Annotated in this window: 30 protein-coding genes; 17 read left to right on the top strand and 13 right to left on the bottom strand. The window is 62.6% G+C overall.

Annotation, left to right across the window (positions count from 1 at the left end):
• The first annotated feature begins 240 nt into the window (after positions 1-240).
• From LPJGGPFB_RS33600 to LPJGGPFB_RS17705, 4 genes are all read left to right on the top strand, one after another.
• Positions 241-1,848, top strand: a complete 1,608-nt coding sequence (locus LPJGGPFB_RS33600; protein WP_173421276.1) for an ATP-binding protein — start codon at positions 241-243, stop codon at positions 1,846-1,848.
• Positions 1,845-2,444 carry a response regulator transcription factor gene (locus tag LPJGGPFB_RS17715; RefSeq protein WP_327795817.1) on the top strand — a complete coding sequence of 200 codons (600 nt, stop codon included), beginning with the start codon at positions 1,845-1,847 and terminating at the stop codon, positions 2,442-2,444. Before LPJGGPFB_RS33600 ends, LPJGGPFB_RS17715 begins: the two co-directional genes overlap by 4 nt.
• Before the next feature lie 116 nt (positions 2,445-2,560).
• Entirely contained in the window at positions 2,561-3,049 is a 489-nt protein-coding gene (locus tag LPJGGPFB_RS17710; RefSeq protein ID WP_173421274.1) for a GlcG/HbpS family heme-binding protein, read from the top strand.
• 564 nt (positions 3,050-3,613) lie between these two features.
• Entirely contained in the window at positions 3,614-3,874 is a 261-nt protein-coding gene (locus LPJGGPFB_RS17705) for a DUF1127 domain-containing protein (RefSeq protein WP_234902926.1), read from the top strand.
• Between the two features lie 161 nt (positions 3,875-4,035).
• Here the strand turns inward: LPJGGPFB_RS17705 and LPJGGPFB_RS17700 are convergent, their stop codons facing one another.
• Entirely contained in the window at positions 4,036-4,839 is an 804-nt protein-coding gene (locus tag LPJGGPFB_RS17700) for an APH(3'') family aminoglycoside O-phosphotransferase (RefSeq protein WP_282438135.1), read from the bottom strand.
• 216 nt (positions 4,840-5,055) lie between these two features.
• Between LPJGGPFB_RS17700 and LPJGGPFB_RS17695 the strand changes: the two genes are divergently transcribed.
• The 7 genes from LPJGGPFB_RS17695 to LPJGGPFB_RS17665 all read left to right on the top strand — a co-directional run bounded on the left by LPJGGPFB_RS17695 (position 5,056) and on the right by LPJGGPFB_RS17665 (position 7,804).
• Positions 5,056-5,460: a VOC family protein gene (locus LPJGGPFB_RS17695; protein ID WP_173421272.1), complete on the top strand. Its 405-nt coding sequence runs from the start codon at positions 5,056-5,058 to the stop codon at positions 5,458-5,460.
• A gap of 180 nt (positions 5,461-5,640) precedes the next feature.
• On the top strand, positions 5,641-5,964 hold the full coding sequence (locus LPJGGPFB_RS17690) for an ArsR/SmtB family transcription factor (protein WP_173421271.1): 324 nt from the start codon (positions 5,641-5,643) through the stop codon (positions 5,962-5,964).
• The gene (locus LPJGGPFB_RS17685) at positions 5,961-6,371 is read left to right on the top strand and encodes an SRPBCC family protein (protein WP_173421270.1); all 411 of its coding nucleotides are present in this window, start codon (positions 5,961-5,963) and stop codon (positions 6,369-6,371) included. The genes LPJGGPFB_RS17690 and LPJGGPFB_RS17685 overlap by 4 nt, the downstream gene beginning before the upstream one ends.
• A 76-nt stretch (positions 6,372-6,447) precedes the next feature.
• On the top strand, positions 6,448-6,660 hold the full coding sequence (locus LPJGGPFB_RS17680; protein WP_173421269.1) for a hypothetical protein: 213 nt from the start codon (positions 6,448-6,450) through the stop codon (positions 6,658-6,660).
• An 11-nt stretch (positions 6,661-6,671) separates the two neighbouring features.
• Positions 6,672-7,169 (top strand): DUF1801 domain-containing protein, encoded by a 498-nt coding sequence (locus LPJGGPFB_RS17675; RefSeq protein WP_173421268.1) that lies wholly within the window; start codon positions 6,672-6,674, stop codon positions 7,167-7,169.
• A gap of 154 nt (positions 7,170-7,323) precedes the next feature.
• Positions 7,324-7,524, top strand: a complete 201-nt coding sequence (locus tag LPJGGPFB_RS17670) for a hypothetical protein (protein WP_173421267.1) — start codon at positions 7,324-7,326, stop codon at positions 7,522-7,524.
• Positions 7,525-7,615: 91 nt separating this feature from the next.
• Entirely contained in the window at positions 7,616-7,804 is a 189-nt protein-coding gene (locus LPJGGPFB_RS17665; protein WP_173421266.1) for a hypothetical protein, read from the top strand.
• An 84-nt stretch (positions 7,805-7,888) separates the two neighbouring features.
• Here the strand turns inward: LPJGGPFB_RS17665 and LPJGGPFB_RS17660 are convergent, their stop codons facing one another.
• From LPJGGPFB_RS17660 to LPJGGPFB_RS17615, 10 genes are all read right to left on the bottom strand, one after another.
• A complete protein-coding gene (locus LPJGGPFB_RS17660; protein WP_173421265.1) occupies positions 7,889-9,571 on the bottom strand; it encodes a dipeptide ABC transporter ATP-binding protein in 1,683 nt (560 codons plus the stop codon).
• Positions 9,568-10,512, bottom strand: coding sequence for an acetamidase/formamidase family protein (locus LPJGGPFB_RS17655; RefSeq protein WP_173421264.1), 945 nt, complete (start codon positions 10,510-10,512; stop codon positions 9,568-9,570). Before LPJGGPFB_RS17655 ends, LPJGGPFB_RS17660 begins: the two co-directional genes overlap by 4 nt.
• 60 nt (positions 10,513-10,572) lie before the next feature.
• Positions 10,573-12,192: an ABC transporter substrate-binding protein gene (locus tag LPJGGPFB_RS17650; protein WP_173421263.1), complete on the bottom strand. Its 1,620-nt coding sequence runs from the start codon at positions 12,190-12,192 to the stop codon at positions 10,573-10,575.
• A 30-nt stretch (positions 12,193-12,222) separates the two neighbouring features.
• Complete coding sequence (locus LPJGGPFB_RS17645; protein WP_173421262.1) at positions 12,223-13,143, bottom strand: ABC transporter permease; 921 nt, start codon at positions 13,141-13,143, stop codon at positions 12,223-12,225.
• Position 13,144: 1 nt separating this feature from the next.
• The gene (locus tag LPJGGPFB_RS17640) at positions 13,145-13,993 is read right to left on the bottom strand and encodes an ABC transporter permease (RefSeq protein ID WP_173421261.1); all 849 of its coding nucleotides are present in this window, start codon (positions 13,991-13,993) and stop codon (positions 13,145-13,147) included.
• Positions 13,993-14,574: an ANTAR domain-containing response regulator gene (locus LPJGGPFB_RS17635; protein ID WP_173421260.1), complete on the bottom strand. Its 582-nt coding sequence runs from the start codon at positions 14,572-14,574 to the stop codon at positions 13,993-13,995. Before LPJGGPFB_RS17635 ends, LPJGGPFB_RS17640 begins: the two co-directional genes overlap by 1 nt.
• Entirely contained in the window at positions 14,571-15,707 is a 1,137-nt protein-coding gene (locus LPJGGPFB_RS17630; protein ID WP_173422212.1) for a transporter substrate-binding protein, read from the bottom strand. Before LPJGGPFB_RS17630 ends, LPJGGPFB_RS17635 begins: the two co-directional genes overlap by 4 nt.
• Before the next feature lie 320 nt (positions 15,708-16,027).
• Complete coding sequence (locus tag LPJGGPFB_RS17625; protein WP_234902924.1) at positions 16,028-18,520, bottom strand: TonB-dependent receptor; 2,493 nt, start codon at positions 18,518-18,520, stop codon at positions 16,028-16,030.
• Between the two features lie 96 nt (positions 18,521-18,616).
• Positions 18,617-19,609, bottom strand: coding sequence for a FecR family protein (locus LPJGGPFB_RS17620; protein ID WP_173421259.1), 993 nt, complete (start codon positions 19,607-19,609; stop codon positions 18,617-18,619).
• Positions 19,609-20,133, bottom strand: coding sequence for an RNA polymerase sigma factor (locus LPJGGPFB_RS17615; protein ID WP_173421258.1), 525 nt, complete (start codon positions 20,131-20,133; stop codon positions 19,609-19,611). Before LPJGGPFB_RS17615 ends, LPJGGPFB_RS17620 begins: the two co-directional genes overlap by 1 nt.
• A gap of 544 nt (positions 20,134-20,677) precedes the next feature.
• Between LPJGGPFB_RS17615 and LPJGGPFB_RS17610 the strand changes: the two genes are divergently transcribed.
• From LPJGGPFB_RS17610 to LPJGGPFB_RS17590, 5 genes are all read left to right on the top strand, one after another.
• Entirely contained in the window at positions 20,678-20,974 is a 297-nt protein-coding gene (locus LPJGGPFB_RS17610; protein ID WP_173421257.1) for a hypothetical protein, read from the top strand.
• Between the two features lie 97 nt (positions 20,975-21,071).
• Positions 21,072-21,455 carry a hypothetical protein gene (locus tag LPJGGPFB_RS17605; RefSeq protein ID WP_173421256.1) on the top strand — a complete coding sequence of 128 codons (384 nt, stop codon included), beginning with the start codon at positions 21,072-21,074 and terminating at the stop codon, positions 21,453-21,455.
• An 87-nt stretch (positions 21,456-21,542) separates the two neighbouring features.
• A complete protein-coding gene (locus LPJGGPFB_RS17600) occupies positions 21,543-22,217 on the top strand; it encodes a response regulator (RefSeq protein WP_173421255.1) in 675 nt (224 codons plus the stop codon).
• Entirely contained in the window at positions 22,214-23,683 is a 1,470-nt protein-coding gene (locus tag LPJGGPFB_RS17595) for a sensor histidine kinase (RefSeq protein ID WP_173421254.1), read from the top strand. The genes LPJGGPFB_RS17600 and LPJGGPFB_RS17595 overlap by 4 nt, the downstream gene beginning before the upstream one ends.
• Before the next feature lie 163 nt (positions 23,684-23,846).
• Complete coding sequence (locus LPJGGPFB_RS17590) at positions 23,847-25,088, top strand: adenylate/guanylate cyclase domain-containing protein (RefSeq protein ID WP_173421253.1); 1,242 nt, start codon at positions 23,847-23,849, stop codon at positions 25,086-25,088.
• A 44-nt stretch (positions 25,089-25,132) separates the two neighbouring features.
• Here LPJGGPFB_RS17590 and LPJGGPFB_RS17585 read toward each other — a convergent pair whose 3' ends face one another.
• The gene (locus tag LPJGGPFB_RS17585; protein ID WP_173421252.1) at positions 25,133-25,771 is read right to left on the bottom strand and encodes an alpha/beta hydrolase family protein; all 639 of its coding nucleotides are present in this window, start codon (positions 25,769-25,771) and stop codon (positions 25,133-25,135) included.
• Positions 25,772-25,968: 197 nt separating this feature from the next.
• Entirely contained in the window at positions 25,969-26,724 is a 756-nt protein-coding gene (gene hutC, locus LPJGGPFB_RS17580) for a histidine utilization transcriptional repressor HutC (RefSeq protein WP_173422210.1), read from the bottom strand.
• Between hutC and LPJGGPFB_RS17575 the strand changes: the two genes are divergently transcribed.
• Positions 26,635-26,865, top strand: a complete 231-nt coding sequence (locus LPJGGPFB_RS17575; RefSeq protein WP_173421251.1) for a hypothetical protein — start codon at positions 26,635-26,637, stop codon at positions 26,863-26,865. The two genes, hutC and LPJGGPFB_RS17575, sit on opposite strands and share 90 nt — an antisense overlap.
• Positions 26,866-26,920: the final 55 nt, after the last annotated feature.

Genomic DNA, 26,920 nt, shown 5'->3' with positions numbered 1-26,920 from the left:
CAGGCGCCAGCAGTTCAGTTCGAACCGGAGACCGCTTCAGCCGGGTTTCATCTTTACGCGTGCGTGCTATCAGATCGGACGGCCTCAATTTTGCCTGGGCAGATTGTCGGGCTGGAGATGCGTTGACCCGCAAAGCAGAGGCATGTTCGAATTGACCGCCCCATTTCCCTTGCACGCGCCGGACCAGGTGGAAGACGCCGGTAGGCCGGTCACGTCGCCTTCGACCGTGGATCCGTGAACGTGAGTAGCGGCCTCCTGAAATCCTGGCTCTTTGCTACGGCGCTGTGGCTCGCCGCGGTCCTGGCCTTTGCGTTTTATTCCATCGAATCGTCGCGGCAGCGCCTCGGCGATGAACTGACGACTGCGGGCCGGACCTTGCACCGCTTGATATCCCAGCGCGCGGCGCAGCACGACGCACATATGACCAGCCTGATCGCGCTTGCCGATGACACCGAACCGGCACGACTGGACGCGACCCGGCAGGTGATGGAGAGCGTTGCGCGGTTTTATCCGCGCATCGCCTGGCTCGCACTCGTTTCGCTCGATGAGAAGATCGGGAACGAAGCGACGCTGACGGCTCAAAGTGGCAATGAACTCGTACCGCTGATCGAAGTCCCCTTCGGCAAAGGCGAGGATCTTTCGCCACTGCGCGACGCGATCTCACAACAACAGCCCGGCAAGGTCTCGGCCTATGTCGGCCGAGACGGCCATTACCTGCTGGCCAAAAGGGCGCAAGCGCCATCGGACACCGCGCTGGTGCTTTCCATCGATGCGCGCCATTTGCTGGAGCCGGAAGAGCGGCCGCGATGGGCGCATCTGACGCTCACGCTCGACAATCATCTCCTGGTCGACTTACCTGCCGAGGAGACAGCCGGCGCAGCCGTCTCCTTCGTCGCGCCTGCCCATTTCGAATCGACGATCGACAGCGCCAGTCAAAGGATCTCGCTGTCGCTCGACCGGCCGATGCCGACCGACGCACTCCTGCCGATCAGACAGCTGATCGGCTTTGCCGCCATGGCCGGACTGGCGTCCTTTGCGCTGATGTTTGCGCTTCGTCAGCGGGCTGCCGTCCAGAAATCCCGAATGTCGACCGAAGAGGCCGAGGCTCGCGCGCTGTTGCAGGAGCGACAGGCGCTTCTTGCGCACGCCTCGCGCGTCAACGCCATGGGCGAGCTTGCGTCGGGCATCGCGCATGAACTGACGCAACCCCTGACGGCGATGCTGAGCCGCAGCCAGGCGGCACTCCGATTGGCCAGCGCCGACAAGCCCGATATCGGGCTGATCTCCGAGGCGCTTGAGGTCAATGTCCGCGAGGCGAAACGAGCGGGTGAGATGCTGAGGCGGATGCGCGATTATGCCTCCAACCGAACGCCGGAACCTATCACAAGCGCGATCAACGATATCGTTGCCGAAATCGCAGCGCTGACCGGCGCCGATCTTCAGGGGCGCGACATCCGGCTCAAGCTCGATCTGACGAAGGAGGCGCTTGTGGCCGACGTCGACCCGATCGAGCTGGAGCAGGTGCTGCACAATCTGATCCGCAACGCGGCCGATGCGCTGGAGGACGCGAAGACTGCTGACCCGTTGGTCGAAATCGAGACACGAGCCATTGGTGACGAGATGAAGATCATCGTTCGCGATAACGGGCCCGGGATCGCCGCAACTGCGTTTCCCAAACTGTTTCAACCCTTTTTTACGACCAAGGCCGATGGCATGGGTCTGGGGCTCTCGCTGTGTGCGACATTGGTGGAGCGCGTCGATGGCCGAATTGAAGCGGAGAATGCTCCAGATGGCGGGGCATGGTTTACGATTACGCTGCCACGCACGGGGAAACGAGAGACGCTGTGAGCAAATACCGGGTCTATCTGATCGACGACGATGAGGCGGTACGGGCTGCTATCGCCTTTCTGCTGCGCACCTACGGCATCGATGTCGAGACGTTTGGCGATCCCCAGACTTTCCTGACGCATGTCGACGAGGAGAGACCGGGCTGCCTTCTTGTCGATCTGCGCATGCCGCTGGTTTCGGGGCTGCAACTGCATGCAAAGCTGGCCGAGCGCGGCATTGACTGGCCGACGATCATGATCACCGGCCATGGCGACGTCGCAGCCTGTCGGCGCGCCTTCAAGGCGGGGATCCAGGACTTCCTGACCAAACCGGTCGACGGTGAAGTGCTGGTGGAGGCTCTGCAGCAGGCATTCGCCAGCTTCGACGCGCGGCTCGAAAAGCGCGAGGCACGACTGCAGCTGGCCCGATTGACCGAGCGCGAGCGCGAAGTCCTCGACATGGTCGCCATGGGCTGGGCGAGCAAGGAGATCGCGGCGGCGCTCAACATCTCGGCACGGACAATCGATGCGCACAGGGCCAAGATCGCCGACAAGCTCGGCACCAGCTCAGTGGCCGAGTTCGTTCGGTTGACGATGGCGGAGAAGGGGTCGGCATAGGTTGTCCTACCTATGCCGGGTGGTGGCATCGCGGATTCTGCCGCTCGGGCTGATTGGGTAGTGCTGGTTTCGGAAAAGCGAAACGCTTCCTCCGGAACAAGGATAGGAACCACGCCATGATCAAGACCCTCCTCGCAACGGCTTGCGCACTCGTCGTCGTCAGCGGCACCGCAAAGGCCGAACTGCTCACCGAAAAGAACATCCCGTCGAGCCTTGCCGTCGAGATCGCCGTGAATGCCGTTCAGGCCTGCGCCGCCGACAAGTACAATGTGACGGCAGCGGTGGTCGATCGCGCCGGCGTGCTGCGCGCGCTCGTGCGCGCCGACAATGCCGGCCCGCATACTGTTGGGGCAGCGCGTGCCAAGGCGTTCACCTCCGCATCCTCGCGCACGCCGACCTCGAAAATGGCCGAGAACGTCGCCAAGAACCCGGCAGCCGCCGAACTGGTCAACATCGAAGGCTTCCTGGTGCTTGCCGGCGGCGTCCCGATCAAGGCCGGTGACGTCACCATCGGTGCGATCGGCGTGGGTGGCGCTCCCGGCGGTAATCTCGATGAGGCTTGCGCCGCCGCTGCCATCGAAAAAGCTGCCGGACAGCTGAAGTAATCTGAAACCACCGGTGGCCGGCTCTCCCGGCCAAGATCGTCGCGATCCCCCAGGACGGTTGCACCGCCCTGGGGCGGAAGCGTGTGGGCGATCCGGGGTCGCCCGGCACCGGCCAGTGGCGCTGAGGCGGCCTGCGACAACCAAGATGTTCTGGATCGGAACGGTGCCGCCGAGTGCGCACAGGTTTGCCGACAGACCGGCGACAGTAACGTGTTGCCGGAGAGCAACATATCCGTGGCGATATAATTGCAATTCGAAATTGCGCCTTGCCGTGCCGGCAATCGCGTGCGAGGTTACATTGTCTGCAACCCACACTGAAGGAGGCGTGAGATGACATATACTCTCTTTAATATGCGCACTTCTGGTGGAACCGTTGCTGTACTCGGGATGCACCGTGCATCCTGCTTTGCCCCGTCGGGTTCACAAAGCGCCTGAACGCTGGCCTTCAACGGCCCGGCATTTCCCAACTGACCTAACGTTACCGGCCCATGACGCGACGAATCGCGTCCAAGCCCAAATCAACTTTTAGAGGACCCGATCGCGTCGCAGCGTCGGGATAAACACATGCGTGAGACATCTTTGCCTGTTGCCGGCACTCTGCCGGCAGCCCTCGACGATCTGTGCCGTACGTTCGGCATCTGGAAAACGACAACCGGCCTCGTTCGGGCGGCCTGGCGGCATCACCGGCTGGTCAACCAGTCGACCGGCCTCTCCAATCGGATGCGCCGCGATATCGGGCTTCCCGAAATCGACGAACCGCCCGACGACCCCTGGATCGCTGCCTGGGCATCGCCCCGGTGGGCTCCGGCCGTCCGTATCAACTGACCTGATGCATCAACCGTCAAACCCGTCAGGGTGAGACGGTTGATGCCGCTCATGCAACACGGGCGCGACGCCAGTCGTGCCCGTGGCCTGCCCTTGCTACAGCAACGCAGCCCGTGCCGAGCACCAGGTACCGCGCAGCGGGCTCGCACCTGAGGTCCAAATCAACCCCATGTCAGGGGATCGAGACGCAGGTAGAAATCCAGACGCCCGAGATCGGGCATGGCGATGCCGAGCGCCTCGAACAAGATTGCGGTCGCCCGTTGTGCCTGATCCAGCTCAGTCCAGCTTTCACCGGCGTTGGCGGTCATCAGCGCCAGGTCGGCGTAACGGTCCGCCGTTCCCAGACGCCCGAGATCGATCATGCCGGTGCAGCGAAGGGTCTGAGGGTCGATCATGAAGTTCGGCATGCAAGGATCGCCGTGGCAGACCACCCGGTCCCTCGCCTCCTGCTCGAGGCGAACTGCAAGTTCCCGCTCCACCCGTGCCAGCAAGTCTGTCGCGGGCGTCTGCCGGTCGTCGTCGGACAGGAAATCGGGATTGACGGCATTCCGCCCGACTACGTCTGCGGCGCGCGCAAACATCGGCGCAAGGCTGCGATCGAAAGGGCATTGACCGGTATCCAGCGCATGGAGTGCTCCAAGTTGCCGGGCCATGGAGGGCCAGGCCTGCAGCAAGTCGGCCGCCGAAAGCGCGGCGGCCGGCACGCCTTCGATTGCCGAAATGACCAAGCATGCACCACACTCGGCGATATGCCAATCGATCACTTCAGGGACGAGTATGCCTTTGCCCTGCAACCACAGGAGCCGATCGCGTTCCCCGGAAAGCTCTTCGGAGCGGAGAGCCGTTGCGACTTTGGCGTAGGCGTGCCCATCGCTGCGGCGGTAGACGAAATCTCCGGACTCGCCGGCCATGACAGGCTTCCATTCGAAGGGCAAACGCCCGAGCAATTCCTGTGTCCAACTCAAAGCGACGGCTCCCACGGTCTTGAAACGGCTTGTGTTAGCTGGGTGCCGCCAGCAAAGATTGCAACCATGGAACGACCGATAAGTTCGGCGTCATCGGCTGCCTTCCGCACTGATGCAGCTGCTGCCGATGACGGCTTGCAATGAAATGACCGCCGGTGGTCGACAGATGGATGTCCGACCGAGCGGCGAGGCTCAAACACATGACAAGGGACGAAAATGAACCAGTCGCTCGCACTCATCGCTCTTGTCGTCCGTGACTACGACGAAGCGATCGACTTCTATGTGAACACGCTGAAGTTCGTCCTGGTGGAGGATAGCTACCAACCGGAACAGGACAAGCGCTGGGTCGTCGTTAAGCCTGCAGGTGACGGCAATACCTCCTTGCTTCTTGCGCGTGCGTCCAATGCCCATCAGCAGGACTATATCGGCGACCAGGTGGGAGGACGGGTCTTTCTCTTCCTGCGAACCGACGACTTCTGGCGCGACTACAAAGCTCTCGCGACGCGAGGCGTCGAATTCGTGAGGGAACCCAAGGAAGCGCCTTACGGGACTGTCGCGGTCTTCAAGGACCTCTACGGCAACCTTTGGGATCTCGTTCAGTTTACGGATGGCAGGACCTGAGCGGCAGCCGAAGGCAAGACAGCGCAACAGGATATGGCGTTCGTGCCCGTCGATCCTGCGATCAGGCCGAAGGATGAAGCGTCCGATTTCAGGTCGCGGTTTTCCCGTGAGTCGGGCTTGACTTAATCATAGCTCGCCGGTTATGGATTAAACCCATAGCCAGCGAGTTATTGAATTGCCATGCCACTGCCACACGAAATCCTGTTCAAGACCCTTGCTGACCCAACGCGGCGGGCCATTTTTGAACGGCTCTGCCGCGAAGGCGACCAGACCGTCGGGGCCCTGACGGCGCATGCCGGGATCTCGCAGCCAGCTGTTTCCAAACATCTTGGGGTGCTGAAGCGCGCCGGCCTAGTCAAGGACCGGCACGAGGGCCGGCTGACGCATTACAGCGCTGAACTCGGCGCGCTTGACCCGCTGGTCGGCTGGGCAAAAGAGATGACCGGGTTCTGGCAGAACCGTTTTGACGACCTTGAAGACCTGCTCAAAAGGATGGATCAATGATCGAAACTGCAACCGAAATGCTCACCGTCGTCGTTGAACGGGAAGTGCCCTATCCGGCCGAAAAAATCTGGCGCGCGCTGACCCAGCCGCACCTGATCGAGGAGTGGCTGATGAAGAACAATTTTAAGCCAGACCAGGGCCACCGTTTCAACCTCACGGCCGACTGGGGCGCGGTAGATTGCCAGGTGCAGACAGTCGAGGCCAACAGGTCGCTGTCCTACACCTGGGACACCAAGGACCTGAAGAGCGTCGTCACCTGGACGCTCACGCCGACGGGCGCCGGCACCCACCTGCGCATGGAGCAATCCGGTTTCCGGCCGGACCAGCAGCCCTACTATCACGGTGCGCAGGCTGGATGGCCAAGGTTCGTTTCGGCCCTCGAGCAGGTCTTGGAGCGGCTGGACTGACGATCTGTACCGCGCCGCGTGTTCGTGCCGGGCGGATCATCCGATCCGTTCCGGCTGGTACGTTGAGGATATGCCAATGAACTGGAACAATTGCATACGACAGGTCCACCGCTGGACGTCTCTTGTCTTTGCGGCGGTGGTCTCCGCCATCTTCGCCACCCTGGGGATAGGCAAGCAGCCGGCCGAGTGGGTCTATTTCCTGCCGCTTTTTCCGCTCGCGATCCTGCTGACCACCGGCCTTTACATGTTCGTGCTGCCCTATCTTGGCCGACGGCATTCGGCGGGTTAGGAGCACGCGGCATGGCCGGCAAGACGACCAGAAAGCCGACAAAGCCATCGGAGAAGCCGACGGCCAAGAAAGCCAAACCTGACGGGGCGGCTCCGGTTGCGCCCAGCGAAGTCCCACTGCTGTCCGGCGGCAATCCGCAGATCGCCAAAGGCCATGGCGACGCCCCCGTCCAAGCTTACATCGCGGCGATGCCGGGCTGGAAGAGCGATGCCGGGCGGCGGCTCGACGCGCTGATCGAACGCGCCGTCCCCGGCGTCTGCAAGGCTGTAAAATGGAACTCTCCCCTCTATGGCCTTGAGGGCGAGGGCTTTTTCCTCGGCATCCATGTCTTCACCAAGTACATCAAGGTGGCGTTCTTCCGCGGCGCGTTGCTCGATCCGGTCCCGCCCGGCCAGTCGAAGCAGAAGGACGTGCGCTATCTCGACATTCACGAGAACGACGATCTCGATGAAGAACAATTCGCCGACTGGGTTAGGCAAGCGAGCCAATTGCCCGGTGAACGCATGTGACAATCGCCAGCGTTAACGCTCCATTAAGCATAGCGAGAATGCAGCCGTCCTACAGGCTTGGGAACGCGCGGGGCTTCACCTAAGTACACGCTCCTCACCCGATGCTGGGTGATTTGCCCGATGCCGGGTGATTTGATGGAGTGACATGATGTCAATGGAAAATGAGGCCGCCGCGCAGGCGCTGGCGCTCGATCGATCGGTCAGCGATGCCGAAATCAATATCGCCATCTCCCATGCACAAAACGCCATCGAGGCCGCGGGTGAGACCCAGTCCCCGGGGTTGCGCCGCGCGCTGCAGGTCAAGGATGCGCTCGAAGGCGCGCTGCGGCTGCGCGGCCGGGCTATTGGCCTGTGATCTCATGAATTCCGCAGGCTGAATGGTCGTCGCACAGGTCGCCAACACCGCGCACGGCCGATAGGCTCCGCACCGTCAAACAGGATCTACGATGCAACTGATGTCCATGCCGGCTGTTGCCGGCATATCCCTGGGCGTTGCGATCGCCACCGTCTTCTCCCGCAAGCATCGTGGAAAACCCGGTGGAGAGAGAACCCTCGCCGCCCTGGGAAGTTTCCTGGCAACGCTTCTCGCACTGCTCGCTCTCAACTTCGGAATCTTCTGCTTGCAGCAATCCTAGATGCCGCGCGCTGAAGACGCGGTCAGTCTGGCTGCGCACATCCCCTGTGCACAGCCAATATCGCCCCGCTGGACATCCTCGTCGTCACGCAACCGCTCTGAGTGCCGGATCGGGAATGGGGACTGCAGCCATCAATGCCCGCGTATAGGGCTCCTGCGGATCTTCGAACACGGCCCGGCGCGTGCCCATCTCGACGATGCGGCCCGCGCGCATGACGGCGACGTGGTGCGACATGCGTTCGATCACGGCCATATCGTGAGAGACGAAGAGGTAGGCAAGGCCCATCGTCTCCTGCAGTTCCAGCATCAGGTCCAGCACGCGGGCACGCACCGAGACGTCGAGTGCAGCAACGCTTTCGTCGGCAACAATCAGCTTCGGGTTGACGGCGAGTGCCCGGGCAATGCAGATGCGCTGGCGCTGGCCGCCAGAAAACTCGTGCGGATAGCGGCTGGCTGCATCCGGCCCGAGCCCGACGCGCCGCAGAAGATCGGCAACCCGATCGTCCTGCTCGCTCCTGTTGCCGATACCGTGGATGATCAACGGCTCGGCGATCGCCGCGCCGACCGCCATGCGTGGATCGAGCGAGGCATAGGGGTCCTGAAAGATCATCTGCGCCGAGCGCCGCACTGGCCGCATTTGGCGCTGGCTGAGCGGGCCGATATCGCAGCCATCGACGAGAACCTCGCCGCTGAACGGCACCAGCCCGAGTACCGCCTTGCCGGTGGTCGACTTGCCCGACCCACTTTCGCCAACCAGCCCCAGGGTCTGGCCGGGCAGGATCTCGAAGGATACGTCGCTGACCGCCGGGCGGCTCTCCTTGGCTTTCGAGAACCAACCCGCTTTCTTGCCGTAGTCAACCTCAAGGCCGCGCACCGATAGCACCGGGCTTGCCGTCTCCGGGTTCCCGACCAGCGGCTCAGACCCCACGCGCGGTGGTCCATCGGTGCCGGCATGGGCGCCCAATCTCGGCACCGCCGCCAGAAGCTCGCGGGTGTAAGGTGCCCTTGGCGTCTCAAAGATCGGTAGCACCCCGCCCTGCTCGACGACCCTTCCCTGCTGCATGATGACGACGCGGTCGGCCATTTGGGCGACCACGCCCATGTCATGGGTGATCAGGATGATCGAGGCGCCAAACTCCTGCTTCAATTCCTTCATCAGCTTCAAGATCTGGGCCTGCACTGTCACGTCGAGCGCCGTCGTCGGTTCGTCGGCGATCAGCACCTTCGGCCGGCAGGAGAGCGCCATGGCGATCATCACACGCTGGCGCATGCCGCCCGAGAGTTCATGCGGATATTGCGTCAACCGTCGCGCCGGCTCGGTGATGTGCACGGCATCGAGCATGCGCAGTGCCACCGCCTCGGCCGAAACACCTTCCGAGCCCTGGTGCTCGCGGATCGCCTCGGTCAGCTGAGCGCCGATCGACATCACAGGATTGAGCGATGTCATCGGTTCTTGAAACACCATGGCGACATCGCCGCCGCGCACGCTGCGCATGGCGGAATTCGAAAGGCGCGAAAGCTCGCGTCCTTCGAGCTGGATGTTGCCGGACGCAATCCGCAGCGAAGCCTTCGGCAGCAATCCCATGATCGCCAGCGACGTGACGGACTTTCCTGATCCGCTCTCGCCGGCAATGCACAGCGTTTCGCCGAGCTTCAGGTCAAAGCTGACTTCGTCGAGCACGCGCTTGGCGCCTTCGGGCGTTCGTGCATCGACACACAGTCTGTCGACACGGAGAACCGGCGGGGGAGCGGATTGGGATGCTGTCACGAAAAGACGATCCTCGGGAAGTAGAAGGACACGACCCAGTTCGGGGCGTCGACGATTTCGCTGATCCTGAGATCGCCGCAGACCGAGCAGAGCAGATAGGCATCGACCGGGCTCAATCCATGCTCGGCACCGAGCAGGTCGATCATGCGCATCAGGCTTTCGCGCGCGCCGGTCATCAGATCGGGACCGATGCCGGTGGTAACTTCGTAGCCTGCGGCGTCGAGATGGCGGGTGACCGGCCCCGGCGTTGTGAAGCGCGGACTTGCGAGACGCGCATCCTTGACGAGTTCGATGGTCGCTTCGACCTCCATCTGGCTCTCGATGGCGGTGCCGCAGACTTCGCCGTCGCCCTGGGCCGCGTGCGTATCACCGATCGAAAACAGCGCGCCCTCGACCTCGACGGGCAGATAGAGCGTCACGCCCGAGGTCAGGTCGCGAATATCGAGATTGCCGCCGACCCGACGCGGCGGCACGACGGAATGCAGACCCGGTTCGGCCGGCGCCACGCCGATCGTGCCGGCAAAGGGTTTGAGCGGAACGCGACCGCCCGGGCCGTAAAGCGCCGGCGCCATGCTGATGGCGTCATAGGACCACATGTGCAGCGCCGGCTCGCTGAACTGGTCGGCAAGCAGGCCGAAGCCCGGAATATTGGCGGTCCAGCCGACGCCGGATGGGACGAAGCGGCGGATCGTCACCTTCAACGCGTCGCCGGGTGCAGCACCCTCGACAAAAACAGGACCGGTCACCGGATTGATCCGGTTGAAATCGAGCTTTGCCAGCGTCTCGAGCGTCGAGCCCGCACCCAACTGTCCGCCCGACGAATCCAGGCACTCGAAATGAATGGTCTCGCCCGGCTTGGCGATCAATGTCGGTTCAAAATCGCGGTTCCAGCCGAAGTGGTGTTTGGCGCGGTGAATGGTATGGGTGCAGGCAACGCACATTTTTCTCTCCCCAGATGATAAGAGGCTCCCCGGACATCGAGGTCCGGAGAGCCCAAGGGCTTATTGCTTCACGTAGATCGCGTCGTAGTTGATGACGCGGGTCGGATCGACGTAGATTTCGCCGGCACCGCCCATGCGCGGCGACTTGGCGACGACACGGCGTTCGTTGGTCACCGGCACCCAGGGCGCATCCGCCATGATGTCGGTGAAGATCTTGCCCCACGCCGCCTGGCGCTCGCCAGCCTTGGCCGGATCCGACATGGAATCGGCAGCAACCGCGCGTGCGTCGAGATCTTCGTTGCAATACCAGGACCAGTTCCAGCCGCCCTGGACAGCACCCGAGCAGCCGAGGATCGGACCGTAGAAGTTGGACGGATCCGGGAAGTCGGCGATCCAGGCCATGCCGCCCGACCAGATCATCGGTGCTTCACCTTCGGTGCCGCCGGCGGCAATCACGTTGGCCTGGGCGAGCGCGCGAACCTCGGCCTTGATGCCGACGGCTGCCAGATCCTGCTGGATCGCCTGGGCGATGCGCGGCTGCGGATCGGTGTTGGTGGAATAGAGGATCGTCTCGAAGCCATCGGGGTGGCCGGCTTCGGCAAGCAGGGCCTTGGCCTTTTCGACGTCGAAGGCGTAGCCGGTGAAGGCCTTGTCGTAGCCCGGCATCAGCGGCGGCAGCGGCTGGTTGGCGGGCGTTGCCCGGCCGTTGAGGATGCGGGTGATGCGTTCCTTGTTGATCGCCATGTTGACGGCCTGACGCACCTTGACGTCGTCGAAGGGCTTGACCTTGGTGTTGAGCGTCACATAGCCGGTGTGCAATTGCTGGCCGTCGACGATGATCTCGGCGCCCTCGGGCGAGTTCTTGATCTCGAGGAACTTTGCCGGCGGAATGCCGTCGCCGGCGATGTCGACCTCGCCTTTCTGCAGGCGAAGAAGCGCGACCAGCGGCTCCTGCCCGACTTCGACGGTGAACTTGTCGATGTGCGGCATGTCCTTGATGAAATAATCCGGATTGCGCTCAAAAGTCAGGCTCTGGCCGACGGTCCAATCCTTCAGGATGAAGGTGCCCGAGCCGACCGGCTTCTTGCCGAAATCGCCGGCGGCGGCTTCGACCGCTTCCTTCGGCACGACGGAGGCGAAGTTGACGGCGAGAACATGCAGGAAGGTCGCATCGGGGCGCGACAGGCGGAAGACCACCGTCGACGCGTCCGGTGCCTCGATGCCTTCGAGCGTCGTCGTCTTGCCGCCGGTGACGTCGTCAAAACCCTTGATCGCGCCGAAGAAGCCGGCGCCCGGCCCTTGCGTCTTCGGATCGACCGCACGCTCGATCGAGTACTTCACGTCGGCGGCGACGATTTCGCGGCCATTGGTGAACTTCGCGCCCTTGCGCAGCTTGAACGTATAGGTCAGGCCATCGGGCGCGACCTCGAAGCTCTCGGCAAGCGACGGCACCAGCTCTGTGGTGCCGGGCGTATAGTCCATCAGCCGCGAGAACAGGCTCTTGATCATCGACCAGTTGACCCAGTCGTAGCCGATGGCCGGATCGAGCGTGGCGATGTCGTCCTTGTAGGTGATGACGATATCGCCGCCCTGCTTTGGCGCGTCCTGCGCGAAGCCAGGTAGCGGCGCAAGCATCAGCGCCGTTGCGACGGTTGAATTTCGAAGCCAGCTTTTGAACATTGTTGTTCCCCTTTTTGGTTGCTGCATAATTTAACGGGCGCGAATGCGCGGATCGACGAGCGGAGCGAGAATGTCTGCAAGCAAATTGCCGAGCACGATCGCGAGCGCCGAGACGAGCGTCACCCCCATGATGATTGGAATGTCGACCTGCTGGATCGCCTGCCAGGCGAGCTGGCCGATGCCGGGCCAGCCATAGACGGCCTCGACCACGACGACGCCGCTCATGAACTGGCCGATATCGATGCCGATCATGGCGATGATCGGCAGCAGCGCGTTCGGCAGTGCATGACGAAAGATGATGCGCGCCGACGACAGGCCCTTTGCCCGGGCAGTGCGGACATAATCCTGGTTGAGCACGTCGATCATCGCCGAGCGCACCATGCGCGCATACCAGCCGGCACCGAGAACACCGAGCGTCAGCGCCGGCAGCACCACATGCGCCGGCGTGCCGAAGCCGCTCATTGGAAACCAGGCGAGCGTGACGGCGAAGACGTAGAGCAGCAAGAGTGCCGCCACGAACTGCGGCGCCGAGACGCCAACGAAGGACGCCATCATCACGGCGCGGTCGACGAAGCCGCCGCGGCGCACGGCCGCGAGCACGCCGAGAAACACGCCGAGCACCACCTCGACGGCGATGCCTGCCGCCATCAGGATCAAGGTCGCCGGCAGCCGGGCGGCAATCAGCGCGCCGACATCGGTTTTCTGCGCATAGGACCGTCCGAGGTCCCCCTGAAACAGACCCTGCAGATAGCTCCAGAACTGGACGAGCAGGGGCTGGTCGAGACCGAGTTCGCGCCGGATGTTGGCAACCGTCTGCGCCGTGGCGCTGCGGCCGGCGATCATGCGGGCCGGATCGGCAGGCAATGCATAGAGAAGAAGGAAGGTGATGGCGGCAACGCCCAGAAGAATGAGCGCGGTCTGCACCACACGGCGAAGGAGGAGGAAAACCATGTCAGCCCCTCCCCCGCTGCGTCGGGTCGAGTATGTCTCGAAGAGCATCGCCGACCAGATTGAAGGACAGCGCGGTCAAAAGGATGACGGCACCGGGGATGAAGACCAGCCAGGGAGCGGCCTGAAAATAGCTCTGGCTTTCGAAGATGATATTGCCCCAGGACGGTGTCGGCGGCTGCACGCCGATGCCGAGAAAGGAGAGCGTCGCTTCGAGCAGAACGGTCGTGGCGATGCCGAGCGTTCCCCAGACGATCGCCGTCGGGATCAGATGCGGCAGGATGTGATGAAAGAGGATGCGGCCATGCCCGGCGCCAAGCGAGCGCTCGGCCAGGATGAAGTCGCGCTCCACCAGCCCGCGCGTTTCGGTATAGACGATGCGCGCCACCTGCACCCAGTTGACGAGCGCGATCACCATGGCGACGATCCAGAGACTGGGGCGCAACAATGCTGCGAGAACGATGGCCAAGAGCAACGCCGGAAAGGCCATCATCAGATCGGTGAAGCGCATCAGCGCGCCGCCGACGATGCCGCGCATATAGCCGGAGAGAATGCCGATCAGCAGCCCGATCGTCACCGCGATGCCGTTGGCGACGAGACCGATAACGAGCGAGGTGCGCGCGCCGTAGAGAAGCCGGGAGAACAGGTCGCGCCCGAGCGTGTCGGTGCCGAGCAGGAACTGCGCGCTCGGCGGCAGCGGCGCGCCCTCCAGCGTCAACCCGTCGAACATCTGCTCGTCAGGGCTATAGGGCGCGATCAGCGGCGCGGCGATCGCAAGGAACACCACAAGAGCAACGACGATCAGGCCGAACAGCGCTGCCGGCTGGCGGACCATGGCTTTCAATGCCTGCATCAGCCAGCCTCCGGCAGCGGCTCGGCGCCGCCGATGATCGAGGCGGCGACCTGCTCCATCGACAGCCGACGCTGCATCGCGCAGTTGCGCAGGATCCGATAGGCCTGCTCCTCATCCAGCTTGCGGGCATGGCTGATTTTCTGCACAGCGGCATGGACCAGCGGGCGCATGCGAACCCGCTCTTCCAGATGGGCGATCTTCTCCACGATGGCCTGGCGCTCGCGATGGATGGCAAGCGCCATGACCAGCGCGGGATAGACCGCCGACGAGGCTAGCGGCTTGGCGATGATGGCGGAGGCACCCTGATCCATCGCCCAGGCGACACGGCCGGGAGCTTCAGACCCAAGCAGGGCAACGAGGGGTCGCGGCGCGCGTTCGTCGGTCCATGGCAACAGTCCGGTCCAGCCCTGATCGGCGTCGACCAGAATGAGATCGGGCAGATGGTCGGCGGCAAGCGGCGTCCACTGCACAAGGACGTGGAAACCGAAGAGCTTCAGCTGGCGAGTGAGCCGCTCGGTCGTTGCATCCTCGCGATGGAGGATCGTGGCACGCCAGCCGGCAAAGTTGGGTGTTTCCCTCATGAGACGATCCGGAGCTGGGGTGGTTTGCGCGTGCGACGACCCGTCAGATACGGATCGGCAACGATGGCGGGCTCGGAAGCGATGATATCGAAGCCACCCTCGTCATTGATGCGCCCAAGGTGGAAGGGAAGTGCCGCGTGGCGGGTTTCGGCATCGATCCGCAGCGGGCCGAGAACGGTCGAGCGCGGCGCCGCACAAAGCAGGCGGGACACCACGGCCGGATCGTCGGTGCCGGCATCGATGATTGCCTCGGCACAGAGCTTGACGGCGGCATAGGCACTGGCAAAAACGCTGGAAATCCGACGCGAAGCGCCGAACCGCGCGCTCACTTCAGCCTTGAATGCCGCATTTTCGGCGGAACTTACCGTGTCGAAATAGGCGGCGGCACAGAGCTGGCCGGTCGCCACGCCGAGGCCGATGTCGATGAGCTCGCATTCCTGCAGATCGCAGCTGACGACCGGGCAGTTTTCAGGGCGGAAGGCGGGATCGCGTTCGCCGAGCGCCCGGATCGCGGCGTGCAAGGCATAGCTCGACGGGCCGACGAGATTGTTGAGGATGAAGCTCGGCCGCCGCTGCTCGATCTCGGCGACGATACGCTCGACCGCGGTTTCCTCGAGCGGCAGATAGCGCTCGCCGAGCACCGATCCGCCCGCCTCTTCGATCAGCTCGCGCGCGAGCCGGTTCATTTCCCAGCCCCAGACATAGTTGGCGCCGACGAGATAGGGCCGGCGACCAAAGCGCGGCAAGAGATAGTCGAGCAACGGCAGCAGATGCTGGTTCGGGCAGCCGCCGGTGTAAATGACGTTGTCGTTGGCCTCGAAACCCTCATAGGGGCACATGTACCAGAGCAGCCCGTCATGCTTTTCGACGAGCGGAATGACCTCCTTGCGCGCCAGCGACGTGATCGTGCCGACGATGTGCCGGCAGCCCTGATCGCGCAGCAGCGTGCGTGCGCCTTCGAGGTACTGATCGATATTGGCGTGCGGGTCGACGAAGACAGGCTCGATGCGGCCGGGGTGGCGCGCCGCAATCTCATCGATCGCCAACTCGGCGCCATCGCGGCAGTCGCGGCCCATCGTCCCGTAGGGGCCGGTTGTCGAATACAGGATACCGATCTTCACCGCGTCACGCATGGACCTGCCAAAAACCAAAAACCCCATGACGCGTTTCCCATCGGAGATGGGGCATCATGGGGCGAAACTGCCCGTCGACCATAAGGGTCATGTGAAAAGGACTGAGCTGCTCAATCCGTAGACAAGATTAAGATACGGGCAATGGACCTCTGTCAAGCAAGGATTGACAAGGATGCGGCGCCCCGTGCGCAAGTTTACACATCCGAACGAACTGAGCGCAGCAACAAAGGGTGGCGTCGTACTGCCTGCCGCCGGCGATAAGCGATGCATCGCCAGGGGCAACCGGCCCGTAAGCGGGCCGGTCTAATGCGATTGAAGGCCTAGAACTTCCGGCTGATCGCGACCTTGAAGTTCCGGCCGGGCATCGCCGAGATACCGTCGCTGAGATAGGGCTCGTAGTACTTGTCGAAGATGTTGTCGATCGCCAGATGCACTTCGCCGCCTTCCATGAGGCCCGTTGTCGGCGTCCAGTCGAGGAAGAGGCCGTGCACCGCATAACCGGCACTCGGCGGGCGGGCATAGGTCTGGCCGCCCTGATTGTAGGGCGTACGGTTCTGGTCATCGACGAAGGTCCCGGTCCAGCCGAACGCGAGGTCCCGGTCCGGCACCTTGATGCCAGCGGTGGCGATCACCGTCAGGGGCGCGAGGTCGTTGATGTAGGTGTCGGGACCCCAGACATTGTTGACGGCACCGGTGCGCTCGCCTGTCATCCAGGAGACACCGAGATCGGCGAACATGCGTTCGGTCTCGTAATGCGATTGCAGCTCGATGCCCCTGATATCGTAGGACGGGGTGTTCCAGTAGAACGGGACATTGCCGGAAACGCCGGCCAGGTTGATAGTTCCAAACCGACGTGTGACCGGATTGGAGACGTGGTTGTTGTAGGCCGAGATCCGCGTCGACAGCATGTCATCGGCCGTCAGTACATCGTTGAAGCTCATATCGACGCCGATATTGAAGGTGCTGTTGCGCTCGACGTCGAGATCGCGGCTGGTGCCGGATGCCTTGGTCTGTACGCTCTGCGTCGAGTAGATCTCGTCGATGTTGGGCACGCGCATCGCATAGGCCCAGTCGGCAAAGAACCGCACCGAGGGCGCTGCTTCCCACGAAAGGCTGATCGCCGGCGTCACCCCCTGATGCGAGACGGCAGAATAATCGTGTCCAGCCAGCGGATTGTTGAAGCGCGGCGCATCGTTCGGCACGCCCTTGGAACGCACGTGGTCATAGCGAAGGCCCGGCGTCACGGTCAGGGTGTCGGTGAGCTCGATCCTGTCGCGAACGAAGGCCGCAACGGTCCTCTGCGTGCCTTCCGGCATGAACCAGGGAGCGTAGTAGCCATAATTGTATTGTGCCTGGGTGCGGTTGGCGATGTCGTACATCCAGATGTCGCGATCATGGTCGAGATACTGGACGCCGTAGTTCAGGCTGTGCGACAGGCCGCTGAGCGTGAAGTTGGAGGTGTTTTCGGCTTCGAACTTGATGTCGCTATAGGTGGCATCGTTCTCATAGCCGCCGACCGATGCGCTCGGGTTGAGCCCGGGGATATCGGGGCGCGTCGCGTGCTGGCTGGTCGACGAGAAGCTCGCCATCATCCGGTAGTTCACCAGGTCGCTGTCGCCGGCATAACTGTAATTCAGCGTCGAGGTGAAGTCTTCGATCTCGCGCCAGGTGAGCAGGCGGCGCATCGCTTCCTTATAGCCGTAGCGGGCGATGTTGAAATCCGACGGCGCCGACTGGCCGCGGATGGCGGCGACCGGCCCCCAGTTGTCGTTCTCACCGTAGGCAACTGTGCCCCTGATCTCGTGGCCGTCATACTCGGCACCGACATTGGCAAGCAGGGTCGTGAGCTTCGAATTGGAATAGTTGTAGATCTCGCCGCCGCCGACGCGCATGTCGTCGCTCTTGCGCCAGGTCGCCGCCAGAAGGCCGTCATAGGTGACCGGACCGCCGAAATCCGACTTGCCGTAGAGCGCGCCGGTTTCGAGAAACTGCTTGTTGGCGCTCTGGAATCCGGACTTGGCCCAGATGCCCCACTCCTCACCCGGCCGCAGCATGTCGGTCGCGTCCTTGGTTTCCATCAGCACGGTGCCGCCGAAGCCGCCGTTGCCGTAACGCACCGAGGTCGCGCCTTTTTCGATCTCGACGCGCTTGAGCAATTCGGGCTCGATGAAGACCGTTCCCTGGTCGTATTTCTCAAAATTCTTCGGTGCGCCGTCGAGGATGATCCTGACGTCGGACTGCCGGGCGAAGCCGCGAATGGCAATCGTCTGCCCTTCGATGCGCACTCCACCGCCCAGCGACACACCGGGGGTTTTCTGCAGCAATTCCGGCAGGCTCGAGGCCTGTGCCTTCTCGATGTCTTCGGCATCGAGGATGGCGACATTCGGCGCCCGATCGCCGCGATTGGCATCGCCGCGCACGACGATCGGCGCGAGCTTGGTCCCGTCGGCTTCGACCGGCTCGGAGGTTTCGGTGGCGCTCATGAGCTTTACCGTCGACCCGCCGACGAAGCGATAGCGGACGCCGGTTCCACTCAGCAACCGCGAGAGCGCCTCATCCGCCGTCATCTCACCGGAAAGACCAGATGTGCTGACCCCTGACGCAACCGAGCTGTCGAACACGACCTGCAGCTTGAGTTGGCTCGCGAGGCGGTTGACGGCGGCGGTCAGCTTGCCGGCCGGCACATCGACATGATGCACCGAGGCATCCTGGGCAAGCGCACCCGTGGCCGTAAAGGCAAACACCGTACCTGCCATCAGCAGGTTGAAAATTCCGGAGTGGCGGCGTCCGCCGGTCGCATTCGAATATGGCATGATGGTCCCAGACAATGAAGGATGGCCGAGAAGAGGCCGGGTCTGGTTTCTGGACGAACGAGGTCCCGATACAGGGACACCTCGCGTCCGATTTTTTTAGCGCAGGATCGTGACGTAGGGTCCGATCCGGGTGACCTTGATGTCGAAGGCTTCGGCAAGACCCTGCAACGCCCTGACCGGATCGGAGAGATCGAAGCTGCCGGAGACACGTCTGGCGCCGACCGCGGCATCGGCGATCAGGATTTTGCCCGGGATGTAACGACCGATTTCCTCGACGACGGACGCGATGGTGCGCCCGTCGAAGACGAGACGCCCGTCGCGCCATGCGGCCGCCAACAGCGGATCAACCGGCTTGGTGTCGCCGAGCCTGCCTTCATGATTGTAACTCACCTGTTCGTTGACCTCGACGCGGCTTGGCGATGTCACGCGGTCTGTCGCAACCGACACCGCGTGCTCCAGTACCGTGACGCTGGCCCCGTCGTCGGTGAGGTTGACGTCGAATGCCGTTCCGAGCGCAGTCGTCGTTCCCGCTCCCGCCTCGACGACGAACGGCCTGTCCCTGTCGGTCGCAACCTGAACAAACACCTCGCCACGCAACAGAACGATCCGGCGTTCGCCTGGGGTGAAGTCGTAGGCGACAGCCGATTGGGCGTTGAGCTGCAGCGTCGAGCCGTCGTCGAGCCTCAGGGTCGGCCGTTCGCCAGTTCCGGCTATGACGTCCGCGCGCATCCACATTGCGCCGTCGAGCGCGAGAAAGGCGCCGATGCCGACGATAAGGACGGCGGCAAGCGAGGCGAGGGTCTTTCGGCGATTTGCGGGCGCCTGCACCGCCCTCTCGGCAAACTCCGGCTCGCGCCGGATCAACAGCGTGGCGTCGCCGACCGCCCTCTGCGCCCGCGCAAAGATTTCGGCATGGACAGGGTCTTCCGCACGCCACCGCTCGAACGCCAGTTGCAGCTTTTCATTCGAAGGGTCGCCGTTCAGGAGCACCAGCCAGTTCACCGCCTGCTCACGCACCCGCTTTTCACGCGTCTTGTGGTTGCGATCCGATGCTTTGCCGGTCGGCGCATGCCGTCTATCAAGCGCCATCACGACACCTCCTCCAGACGATCCAGGCAATGCAGGTAGGCCTTGCGCAGATGCCGGTCCACCATGTTGCGGCTGATGCCGGTGCGCATCGCAATTTCGTCGGAGCTCAGATTGCCGATCCGATTGGCGAGAAAAACGCGACGTCTTTGCAGCGACATCTCCATGATCGCCGTTTTCAGAATCTGCAGCCTGCGGCGAAGGTCGATGTTGGCATCGGGAGCGGCGATATCGCTCGCAACGGCAAGCGCCTCTTCTTCGCTGCCGGAGAAAAGCTTGAGTTCGAAGCGGTCGCGGCGCAGCCGATCGATGCCGAGATTGGCGCAAGCGCGGCGCAGAAACGCACGCAAGGACGATTTGCCCTGAAGCGAAGTGCGCCGGTCCACCAGCCGCACATAGAGTTCGTGAACGACGTCGTTTGCCGTTGCCGACGCATGGCCGCGCTGCCGCGTCATCGTGCAGAGCTCGTCGTAGTAAGCCACGATCGCGTCGTCGAGCATCGAATGCGAAGCTGATTTCTCTGACATGTCTGTTTTCAGGACGGATCCGAACCGGCCGGCGGGAAGAGGATGGATGGCAATGCGCCGACAGAAGGCCGGCCGCGGCGTTCATTAGCGCGTCCGTGCAACGCACACAACAAATATGAGTTAAAAACTCATCTTTATCGCATCACGGCCGCGCAGACCTCCCCTCCGTCTGAATGGTGCAGCATTCGAGCCGAAATCCGTCTCGACGAAGGTCCGTCAGTCGTCCTGCACCACGGTCGCCTAACCGGTCGAAACGGATGGCCTGCCCTGGGCGGGGCACAGCGCCTTACGCTTTCCTTACTCCGAAGCCGCATCTTACCAAGCGATTTTCTATGGGCGGTCGGATTAGGCTCTCGGTGTGGGTGCGGCATTCTTGGATGATCGGCCGTGCAGCGAAATGACGAACGAGCGCAATCTTGAGCGCTGTTGCCATGCTCATGCCGCTTTCACGTGACTTCAGACGGCCGCCTTCTCTTTACCCGGCACGCATGCCCGAAACGGTGCCTCGAAGAGCAAACGAAAAACCTACGACGAGTATCACGCAATGAAGATCAGAAGCGCATTCAAGCCCGCTGCGAAGCAAAGCCGGAACTTGCCCACCGAGTATTTCATCCTGGCGAATGTGCGCTTCGAAGGACAGGTCGTCGGATACCTCGCCGGGCGGCCCATCCGCGAAACGGTGACCGACGGCAGCGGGCTTCGGTATCGGTTCGTCGGCGTGGCCGCGCGCAACGCTGGTGGCGGACCGGATGTGCAGTCGCTGCGGCAGGGCGAGTGGATCGTCCAGCCGGGACTTGTCTATGCCAGCATCGACGACGCTCCCGCCAACCGGGCCGCCTGACGCCGACCGCGTGGCGCAACGCTCGAAGACGACCGCAATGTCTATGTAATCTTGGCAGATTAGCTCCGGGGCAGACAATTCGAACCCGGGATCGGACATGCCCCTTTGCAACGCGCGCGGCGTCTTCGCCGCCATCGCCGCCACCACAGCCTTCGCTCTCACCGGCTGTGCTTCCACCGAAATGAAGAATTATATCGGCCAGCCGGTGGAATCGGTCATCATCGACTACGGTCCGCCCTCGGCAGTTCTCGATCTCGGCTGGGATCAGCGCGCCTACCAGTGGCGCAAGATCTCCACCAACGTTGTTTCCGGTTCGACCAGCGGTGAGATACGCGACACGCGGCGCGGCCAACGTTATGAAGAATACGTAACGCCCGGCTATGTTGAGGAGCAGGAATGCTTCTATACATTCTACGCCCGCCAGCAGGGCGGCCGCTGGTACGTCACCAATTTCCGTCAACCAAAGCTCGAATGCGAGTGAGCACTTCAACTCCGCTTTGATTTGAGAAATGATGCATTCGGCACCACGGCCACCGGCCGTCCGGAGCCGCAATCAGGAGAGATCGGCATGCGCATCTTGCTGCTAGAGGACGAGCCCGAAATGGCATCGGCCCTGAAGACCGCGCTCGAGCGTCGACAGGTGATCGTCGATCATGTTTCCACGCTCGCGGATGCCGAGGCCGTGGTCGAGCTCTGGTCCTATGATGTGATCGTGCTCGATCGCCGCCTGCCCGACGGTGAGGGCCTGAGCCTCATTCCGAAGCTGCGCGCGTTGCGCGTCGAGGCGCCGATCATGATGCTGACGGCGCTCGGCACCATCAACGACCGCGTCACCGGGCTCGATGGTGGCGCCGACGACTATCTCGCCAAGCCGTTTGCAGTCGAGGAGCTGATGGCGCGGCTTCGGGCACTCGGCCGCCGTCCCGTCACGCTCAAGTCCGACCAGATCCTGGTCGGCCGCCTGACCTATGATTTCCGCCATCGCGAGGCTGTTGTCGACGACAAGCCGCTTGATCTGTTGCGGCGGGAAAGGTTGGCACTGGAGGCGTTGATGCGCCGGCCGGGCCGCACCGTCTTGCGCGCAACCCTGGAAGATTCCGTCTACGCGATGGAAGATGAGATCGATTCCAACGCGCTTGATTCCCATCTCTCGCGGCTGAGGCGAAAGCTCGAGGAAGTTGCAGCCGGTGTCGAGATCAGGGCAATCCGCAACCTCGGCTACTTGTTGCGCGCCACGGCATGAAAAAATCTCGCCCACGCTCGCTTCAATGGGTGCTGGTGCGCCGCCTCATTTTGCTGCAGGCGGCGTCGTTCGTCGCCTTGATCGCCCTCTTGGTTGCGATCCTGATGATTGCCCAGCCTCGCCTGATCATCGACAACGAGGCGGCCATAAAGCACCTGTCTGAGGCCATGGCCCGCGACGAGAACGGCGGCTTGCTGGTGCGCGACACCGAGGAACTCCGTGCGTTTCGGGAGGATTTTCCCAATCTCTGGTTCGTGATCCGCGACACTGATGGACATGTGGTCCAGCAGGGAAGCGTTCCGCAGGCGTACGAAGCGGTTGGCGGCGAACTCTTGAAGAACATCGGTCGTGCAACCTTGCGGTTCGACGAGGGCGACCGGAGGCCGGAAGCAGCACTTGCCAATGTCGACACCGACGTCGGCCGGGTGCAGATTCTTACCTCTTCGATCTCGTCGCGCGACGAGAACGACGGGCTCGAAGTCGAGATCAGTGTCAATGCCGACATGGCAAAGGATGCCGACGGCAATCCTGATTGGCTGCGCGTGCTGCCGGTCCTGGCACTCCTTGTGCTTTGCCTGCTGCTGCCGATCATTGTGGTTATGGGGGTCGCCACGCTGGTCACTACGCCGGCTGTCGTTCGACGGTCGCTTGCCGGTCTCGTTGCGACGGCCGATCAGGCCGGGAGGATCGATATCGACAATCGCGCGGTGCAGCTGGAAACGGCCCAGGTTCCGACCGAAATCGCGCCGATGGTACATGCCTTCAACAACGCGCTTTCCCGTCTGGACGAAGGTTACGACCAACGCAATCGCTTCCTGACCGACGCGGCGCACGAACTACGCACGCCGATCGCCATCCTTCGCACGCGCGCCGAATTGCTGCAGGAAGATCCGCAGAGCGCACGGCTGAGGAAGGATATCGAGCGGCTATCGCATCTGGCGCAACAACTTCTGGAACGCCAGGTGCTCGAGCACAGCACCGGCAGCCGTGAGGTCGTTGACCTCGTTGCCCTGGCCAAAACGCTTGCCGCCGATTTCGCGCCTCTTGCTTTCGAAGCCGGCTACGAACTTGCCTTCGAGGCGAATGCGACGAAACCGGTGCCGATCAGCGTTCATGTGCAGCAGATTGAACAGGCCGTTGCCAACCTCCTGCGCAATGCCGTCGAGCATGGTGGCAACCGCGGAACCATAACCGTGCTGGTCGACGCGCGGGGCGGCATCGAGGTTCATGATGACGGTCCCGGCATTCCCCACGACGAACGGGAGCGCGTCTTCGAACCGTTCTACCGTTTGCGCCCGCGTTCGAGTGGTGCCGGCCTCGGTCTCAATCTCGCCCGTGAGATCGCCCGGCTGCATGGCGGCCGCATCGACATCCTTTTCGGCTCCTGGTCCGGCGCGCGGATAAGGCTGCAATTGCCGGTTCTCGACATCGATCATCCGGCGATCCTGTCGACCGCCAGCGCTTGAACCGGCACCGACGACCTCTCAACTTTTCAGATCACTTTTCGCCCTGGCCCTTATCAACGGCCGGCTGATGGTCCACATATGTCTCGGCGTTTCACGGTCGGCTTTCCCGGGAGTTCCCGTTTCGACAGCAGCAAGGTCCGTCAGAACAGAGTGGAGAATTGCGATGCAGGCTTCATCCCAGGCCATGACAGGAGAACTGGAAGGAAGCGGCGGCCTGCCAACAGAGAGCAGAAAGATTCTCGATTGGCTGGTCACCGAGACCCGCGACCAGCGCTTCATTGACAATATCTTCGTGGATTTGTGCGAGCGGCTGGTGCAGGCGGGCGTGCCGCTTGCGCGCGCGACGCTGCACTTCCGGATCCATCATCCGCAATGGCTCGGTGCCCGCATCCTCTGGCGCAAGGGACAATCGGAGGCGGACATCCGCATGTACGATTATGGCGTCGAAGACACGTCGCAATATCTCAACAGCCCGCTCTATGCGATCAACACTGGCGCCAGCCAGGTTCGAAAGAATCTCGAGGCGCCGACCGATGACGAAATCCCGAACTCGCTTTACGACGAGTTGCGCGCAGACGGTCTAACCGAATACATCGCCTTGCCGCTCGAACATACGCTGGGCAAGCGCCATGTCGTCACCTTCGCCAGTGATCGGACGGGTGGTTTCGAGACGGCCCATCTCGAAACGCTTAAAGGCTTGCTGCCGGTTCTGGCACTTGTCAGCGAAATCCGATTGAAGAACCGGATGGCGCGAACGTTGCTTGAAACCTATGTCGGGCCGCATGCAAGCGAACAGATCCTTGCCGGCGCGACCACACGCGGAAGCGGTGTCACCGTCAGCGCCGCGATCCTGATCTGCGACCTTCGCGACTTCACCAAGCTCTCCGATCTCTGGCCACGGGATGACGTGATCGAGCTTCTCAACGGCTATTTCGACGCCATGTCCGAGCCGATCGAGCGGCATGGCGGCGAGATCCTGAAATTCATGGGCGATGGCCTGCTGGCAATTTTTCCGCTCAGCAATGCCCAAGCCAGTGAAAACCTCCTGCAGGCCATCGGCGAAGCGGAGGTCGCCATCGCCACCTTGAACCAGGAGAACGTGGCGAAAGGACGCGAAGCGCTGGGCTACGGGATCGGCGTTCACGTCGGCGACGTGATGTATGGCAATATCGGTTCGCGCCGTCGGCTCGACTTCACGGTGATCGGGCCGGCCGTCAATATCGCATCGCGGCTGGAAAGCCTGACCAAGCAGGCGAAGCGTCCTGTGCTGTTGTCGCGCGCCTTTGTCGAACTGGCGGGACGCACCCGCGAAATGGAGCATCTGGGCGCCTTTGCCGTGAAGGGGCTCGATGACCCGATTGACGTCTTCGCATTTTCGTCCGGCACCGCTCAAGCGGCGGAATGATCAGATGGAGGCCGACGGCCTGCGTAATGAACGACAGCAGTCGTTTACGCCAGACGCTCGCCCACCCGGCGCGCGACAGTCTGCGCCATGGTTTTCAGGTGGTCCGCGGCGGAATAGCCGGAGATCGTCTTGCGCGGCTTGAGATCGTGATCCCCGTCCTCCAGCCATAGGATCTCTATTGCGCCGGAGAGCCGATATCCAGGAACCTCCTCGCGCGTGCCAAATTCGTCGCGCGTGCCCTGGACGATCAACGTCGGCGTCTTCAGATCTTCCAGGTGCTTGGTGCGCAGCTGCTCTGGCTTTCCCGGCGGGTGGAAGGGATAGCCAAGACAAAGCAGGCCGATGATTTTCCCCTCGGCATAGAGCTCATCTGCAATCATGCTGGCGACGCGCCCGCCCATTGATTTGCCACCGATCAGCAACGCGCCGGCTGCGCCAAGGGCATCTACCGCTGCCTTGAACTCCGGATTGAGCGTTTCGGCACGTGGCGGCGGCTTGCGGCCACCGGATCGGCGCGCTGCCATATAGTCGAATTCGAATCGTGCGACCCGAAAGCCTTCGGCGGCAAGCGCTTTGGCACAGGCGGTCATCGATGCGGAATCCATCGGCGCGCCGGCGCCGTGCGCAAGCAGGATGGTCACGGCTGCATTCTCCGGTCCATCAAACAGCATGATCTTTTCCATCTCGTCACCTTCCGCCGGCGAAATTCAGCCTGGCATCAAACCCGGCACAAGCGACCGTTCTTCACCCGGCTCTCGCCAGCCGCTTGAGCGCATTCTTCTGGATCGCCGCAGGTTCAGAAGAACGCTCCAAGGACACCAGCACTTTGATTCTCGGCCATATTTCGGCCCTCAGTCCTTCCACTTGAAGGCGGACCGCTCTAGCCGAGCGGGCTTGGCGCGAATTGCGCCACCAGCTCATGCCTGTCGCCGGGATAGGTCAATCGAACATGGGTTACCGGTGCACGGCCGCTCCAGGTGCGGCGCTCGATCACAAGGCAAGCAGCACCGCTCGAAATGGCGAGTGCCTGCGCCGCACCGCGCCCTGCCCCAACGGCCCGGATGCGATGCTCGGCCGTACTCCACGGCACCTTGCCCAGCAACCACGAACCGGGCGCTGACGTTTCGAAGAGTTCCGTTTCGGCTTCGGGAACGGCCGCGAGGCTGATCAGCCGCTCCTCGAAACAGAAAGGCCGGCCGCCGGCGAAGTGCCGGCACGTGATCTCGATCAGTCTTGCAGACGGCGGCAGGTCGAGACGACCCGCATCCCTGCTCTCGGCCTTGCGGATATTGCGTTCGTCGAGCTGGAAACTGTACTCCAACCCGAGGGATTGAACCTCCAGCTTGACGTCATGGATTTCCATCACCGCCGATTGCACATGGGGAAAGGTGACGTAGCTCCCGGACTTGCGTCGACGCTCGATCAGTCCGCGCTTGACCAGCTCGGTCAGCGCCTTGTTCACGGTCATGCGCGAGCAGCCGTATTGTTCGGTCAATTCATGTTCGAACGGGATACGGTGGCCCGGCGGCCACGCGCCGGAGAGAATATGACCTTCGACCTCTCCGAGGATTCTCTGGTGCAACGAAAGCGACTGCGTTTGGTTGCCTGTTTCGTCGGCTGGCTGATCGCTCGAAATGTTGGCATCCTCGGTGGTTTTCTCTCGCCGGCAAGCTTAACCGTTTCCCAGCGCTGCGACAGCCCTCCCCTTGCCCTTTCCTGCTTTTCCACCATAGCTTCGCTGACAAGCGGCCTCGCCGAGCCGATAGGCGTCGTTTGACGCATCGGCCCATCAGCACTTCCCGTGCTCGCATCGCCACGAGCGCATGACGGTG

Origin of the sequence: Ensifer adhaerens, assembly GCF_013283195.1 — a bacterium.
Lineage (GTDB): Bacteria > Pseudomonadota > Alphaproteobacteria > Rhizobiales > Rhizobiaceae > Ensifer > Ensifer adhaerens_G.
The sequence above is the reverse complement of the archived record's forward strand: the minus strand, read 5'-3'. Positions and strand labels throughout refer to the sequence as shown.

Coding starts and splice junctions, on each gene's coding strand:
- LPJGGPFB_RS17710 (WP_173421274.1), top strand. CDS start 2,561: ATGATCAAGACCCTCCTCGCAACGGCTTGCGCACTCGTCGTCGTCAGC.
- LPJGGPFB_RS17705 (WP_234902926.1), top strand. CDS start 3,614: ATGCGTGAGACATCTTTGCCTGTTGCCGGCACTCTGCCGGCAGCCCTC.
- LPJGGPFB_RS17695 (WP_173421272.1), top strand. CDS start 5,056: ATGAACCAGTCGCTCGCACTCATCGCTCTTGTCGTCCGTGACTACGAC.
- LPJGGPFB_RS17690 (WP_173421271.1), top strand. CDS start 5,641: ATGCCACTGCCACACGAAATCCTGTTCAAGACCCTTGCTGACCCAACG.
- LPJGGPFB_RS17685 (WP_173421270.1), top strand. CDS start 5,961: ATGATCGAAACTGCAACCGAAATGCTCACCGTCGTCGTTGAACGGGAA.
- LPJGGPFB_RS17680 (WP_173421269.1), top strand. CDS start 6,448: ATGAACTGGAACAATTGCATACGACAGGTCCACCGCTGGACGTCTCTT.
- LPJGGPFB_RS17675 (WP_173421268.1), top strand. CDS start 6,672: ATGGCCGGCAAGACGACCAGAAAGCCGACAAAGCCATCGGAGAAGCCG.
- LPJGGPFB_RS17670 (WP_173421267.1), top strand. CDS start 7,324: ATGGAAAATGAGGCCGCCGCGCAGGCGCTGGCGCTCGATCGATCGGTC.
- LPJGGPFB_RS17665 (WP_173421266.1), top strand. CDS start 7,616: ATGCAACTGATGTCCATGCCGGCTGTTGCCGGCATATCCCTGGGCGTT.
- LPJGGPFB_RS17655 (WP_173421264.1), bottom strand. CDS start 10,512: ATGTGCGTTGCCTGCACCCATACCATTCACCGCGCCAAACACCACTTC.
- LPJGGPFB_RS17650 (WP_173421263.1), bottom strand. CDS start 12,192: ATGTTCAAAAGCTGGCTTCGAAATTCAACCGTCGCAACGGCGCTGATG.
- LPJGGPFB_RS17645 (WP_173421262.1), bottom strand. CDS start 13,143: ATGGTTTTCCTCCTCCTTCGCCGTGTGGTGCAGACCGCGCTCATTCTT.
- LPJGGPFB_RS17640 (WP_173421261.1), bottom strand. CDS start 13,993: ATGCAGGCATTGAAAGCCATGGTCCGCCAGCCGGCAGCGCTGTTCGGC.
- LPJGGPFB_RS17635 (WP_173421260.1), bottom strand. CDS start 14,574: ATGAGGGAAACACCCAACTTTGCCGGCTGGCGTGCCACGATCCTCCAT.
- LPJGGPFB_RS17630 (WP_173422212.1), bottom strand. CDS start 15,707: ATGCGTGACGCGGTGAAGATCGGTATCCTGTATTCGACAACCGGCCCC.
- LPJGGPFB_RS17625 (WP_234902924.1), bottom strand. CDS start 18,520: ATGCCATATTCGAATGCGACCGGCGGACGCCGCCACTCCGGAATTTTC.
- LPJGGPFB_RS17620 (WP_173421259.1), bottom strand. CDS start 19,609: ATGGCGCTTGATAGACGGCATGCGCCGACCGGCAAAGCATCGGATCGC.
- LPJGGPFB_RS17615 (WP_173421258.1), bottom strand. CDS start 20,133: ATGTCAGAGAAATCAGCTTCGCATTCGATGCTCGACGACGCGATCGTG.
- LPJGGPFB_RS17610 (WP_173421257.1), top strand. CDS start 20,678: ATGAAGATCAGAAGCGCATTCAAGCCCGCTGCGAAGCAAAGCCGGAAC.
- LPJGGPFB_RS17605 (WP_173421256.1), top strand. CDS start 21,072: ATGCCCCTTTGCAACGCGCGCGGCGTCTTCGCCGCCATCGCCGCCACC.
- LPJGGPFB_RS17600 (WP_173421255.1), top strand. CDS start 21,543: ATGCGCATCTTGCTGCTAGAGGACGAGCCCGAAATGGCATCGGCCCTG.
- LPJGGPFB_RS17595 (WP_173421254.1), top strand. CDS start 22,214: ATGAAAAAATCTCGCCCACGCTCGCTTCAATGGGTGCTGGTGCGCCGC.
- LPJGGPFB_RS17590 (WP_173421253.1), top strand. CDS start 23,847: ATGCAGGCTTCATCCCAGGCCATGACAGGAGAACTGGAAGGAAGCGGC.
- LPJGGPFB_RS17585 (WP_173421252.1), bottom strand. CDS start 25,771: ATGGAAAAGATCATGCTGTTTGATGGACCGGAGAATGCAGCCGTGACC.
- LPJGGPFB_RS17575 (WP_173421251.1), top strand. CDS start 26,635: ATGACCTTCGACCTCTCCGAGGATTCTCTGGTGCAACGAAAGCGACTG.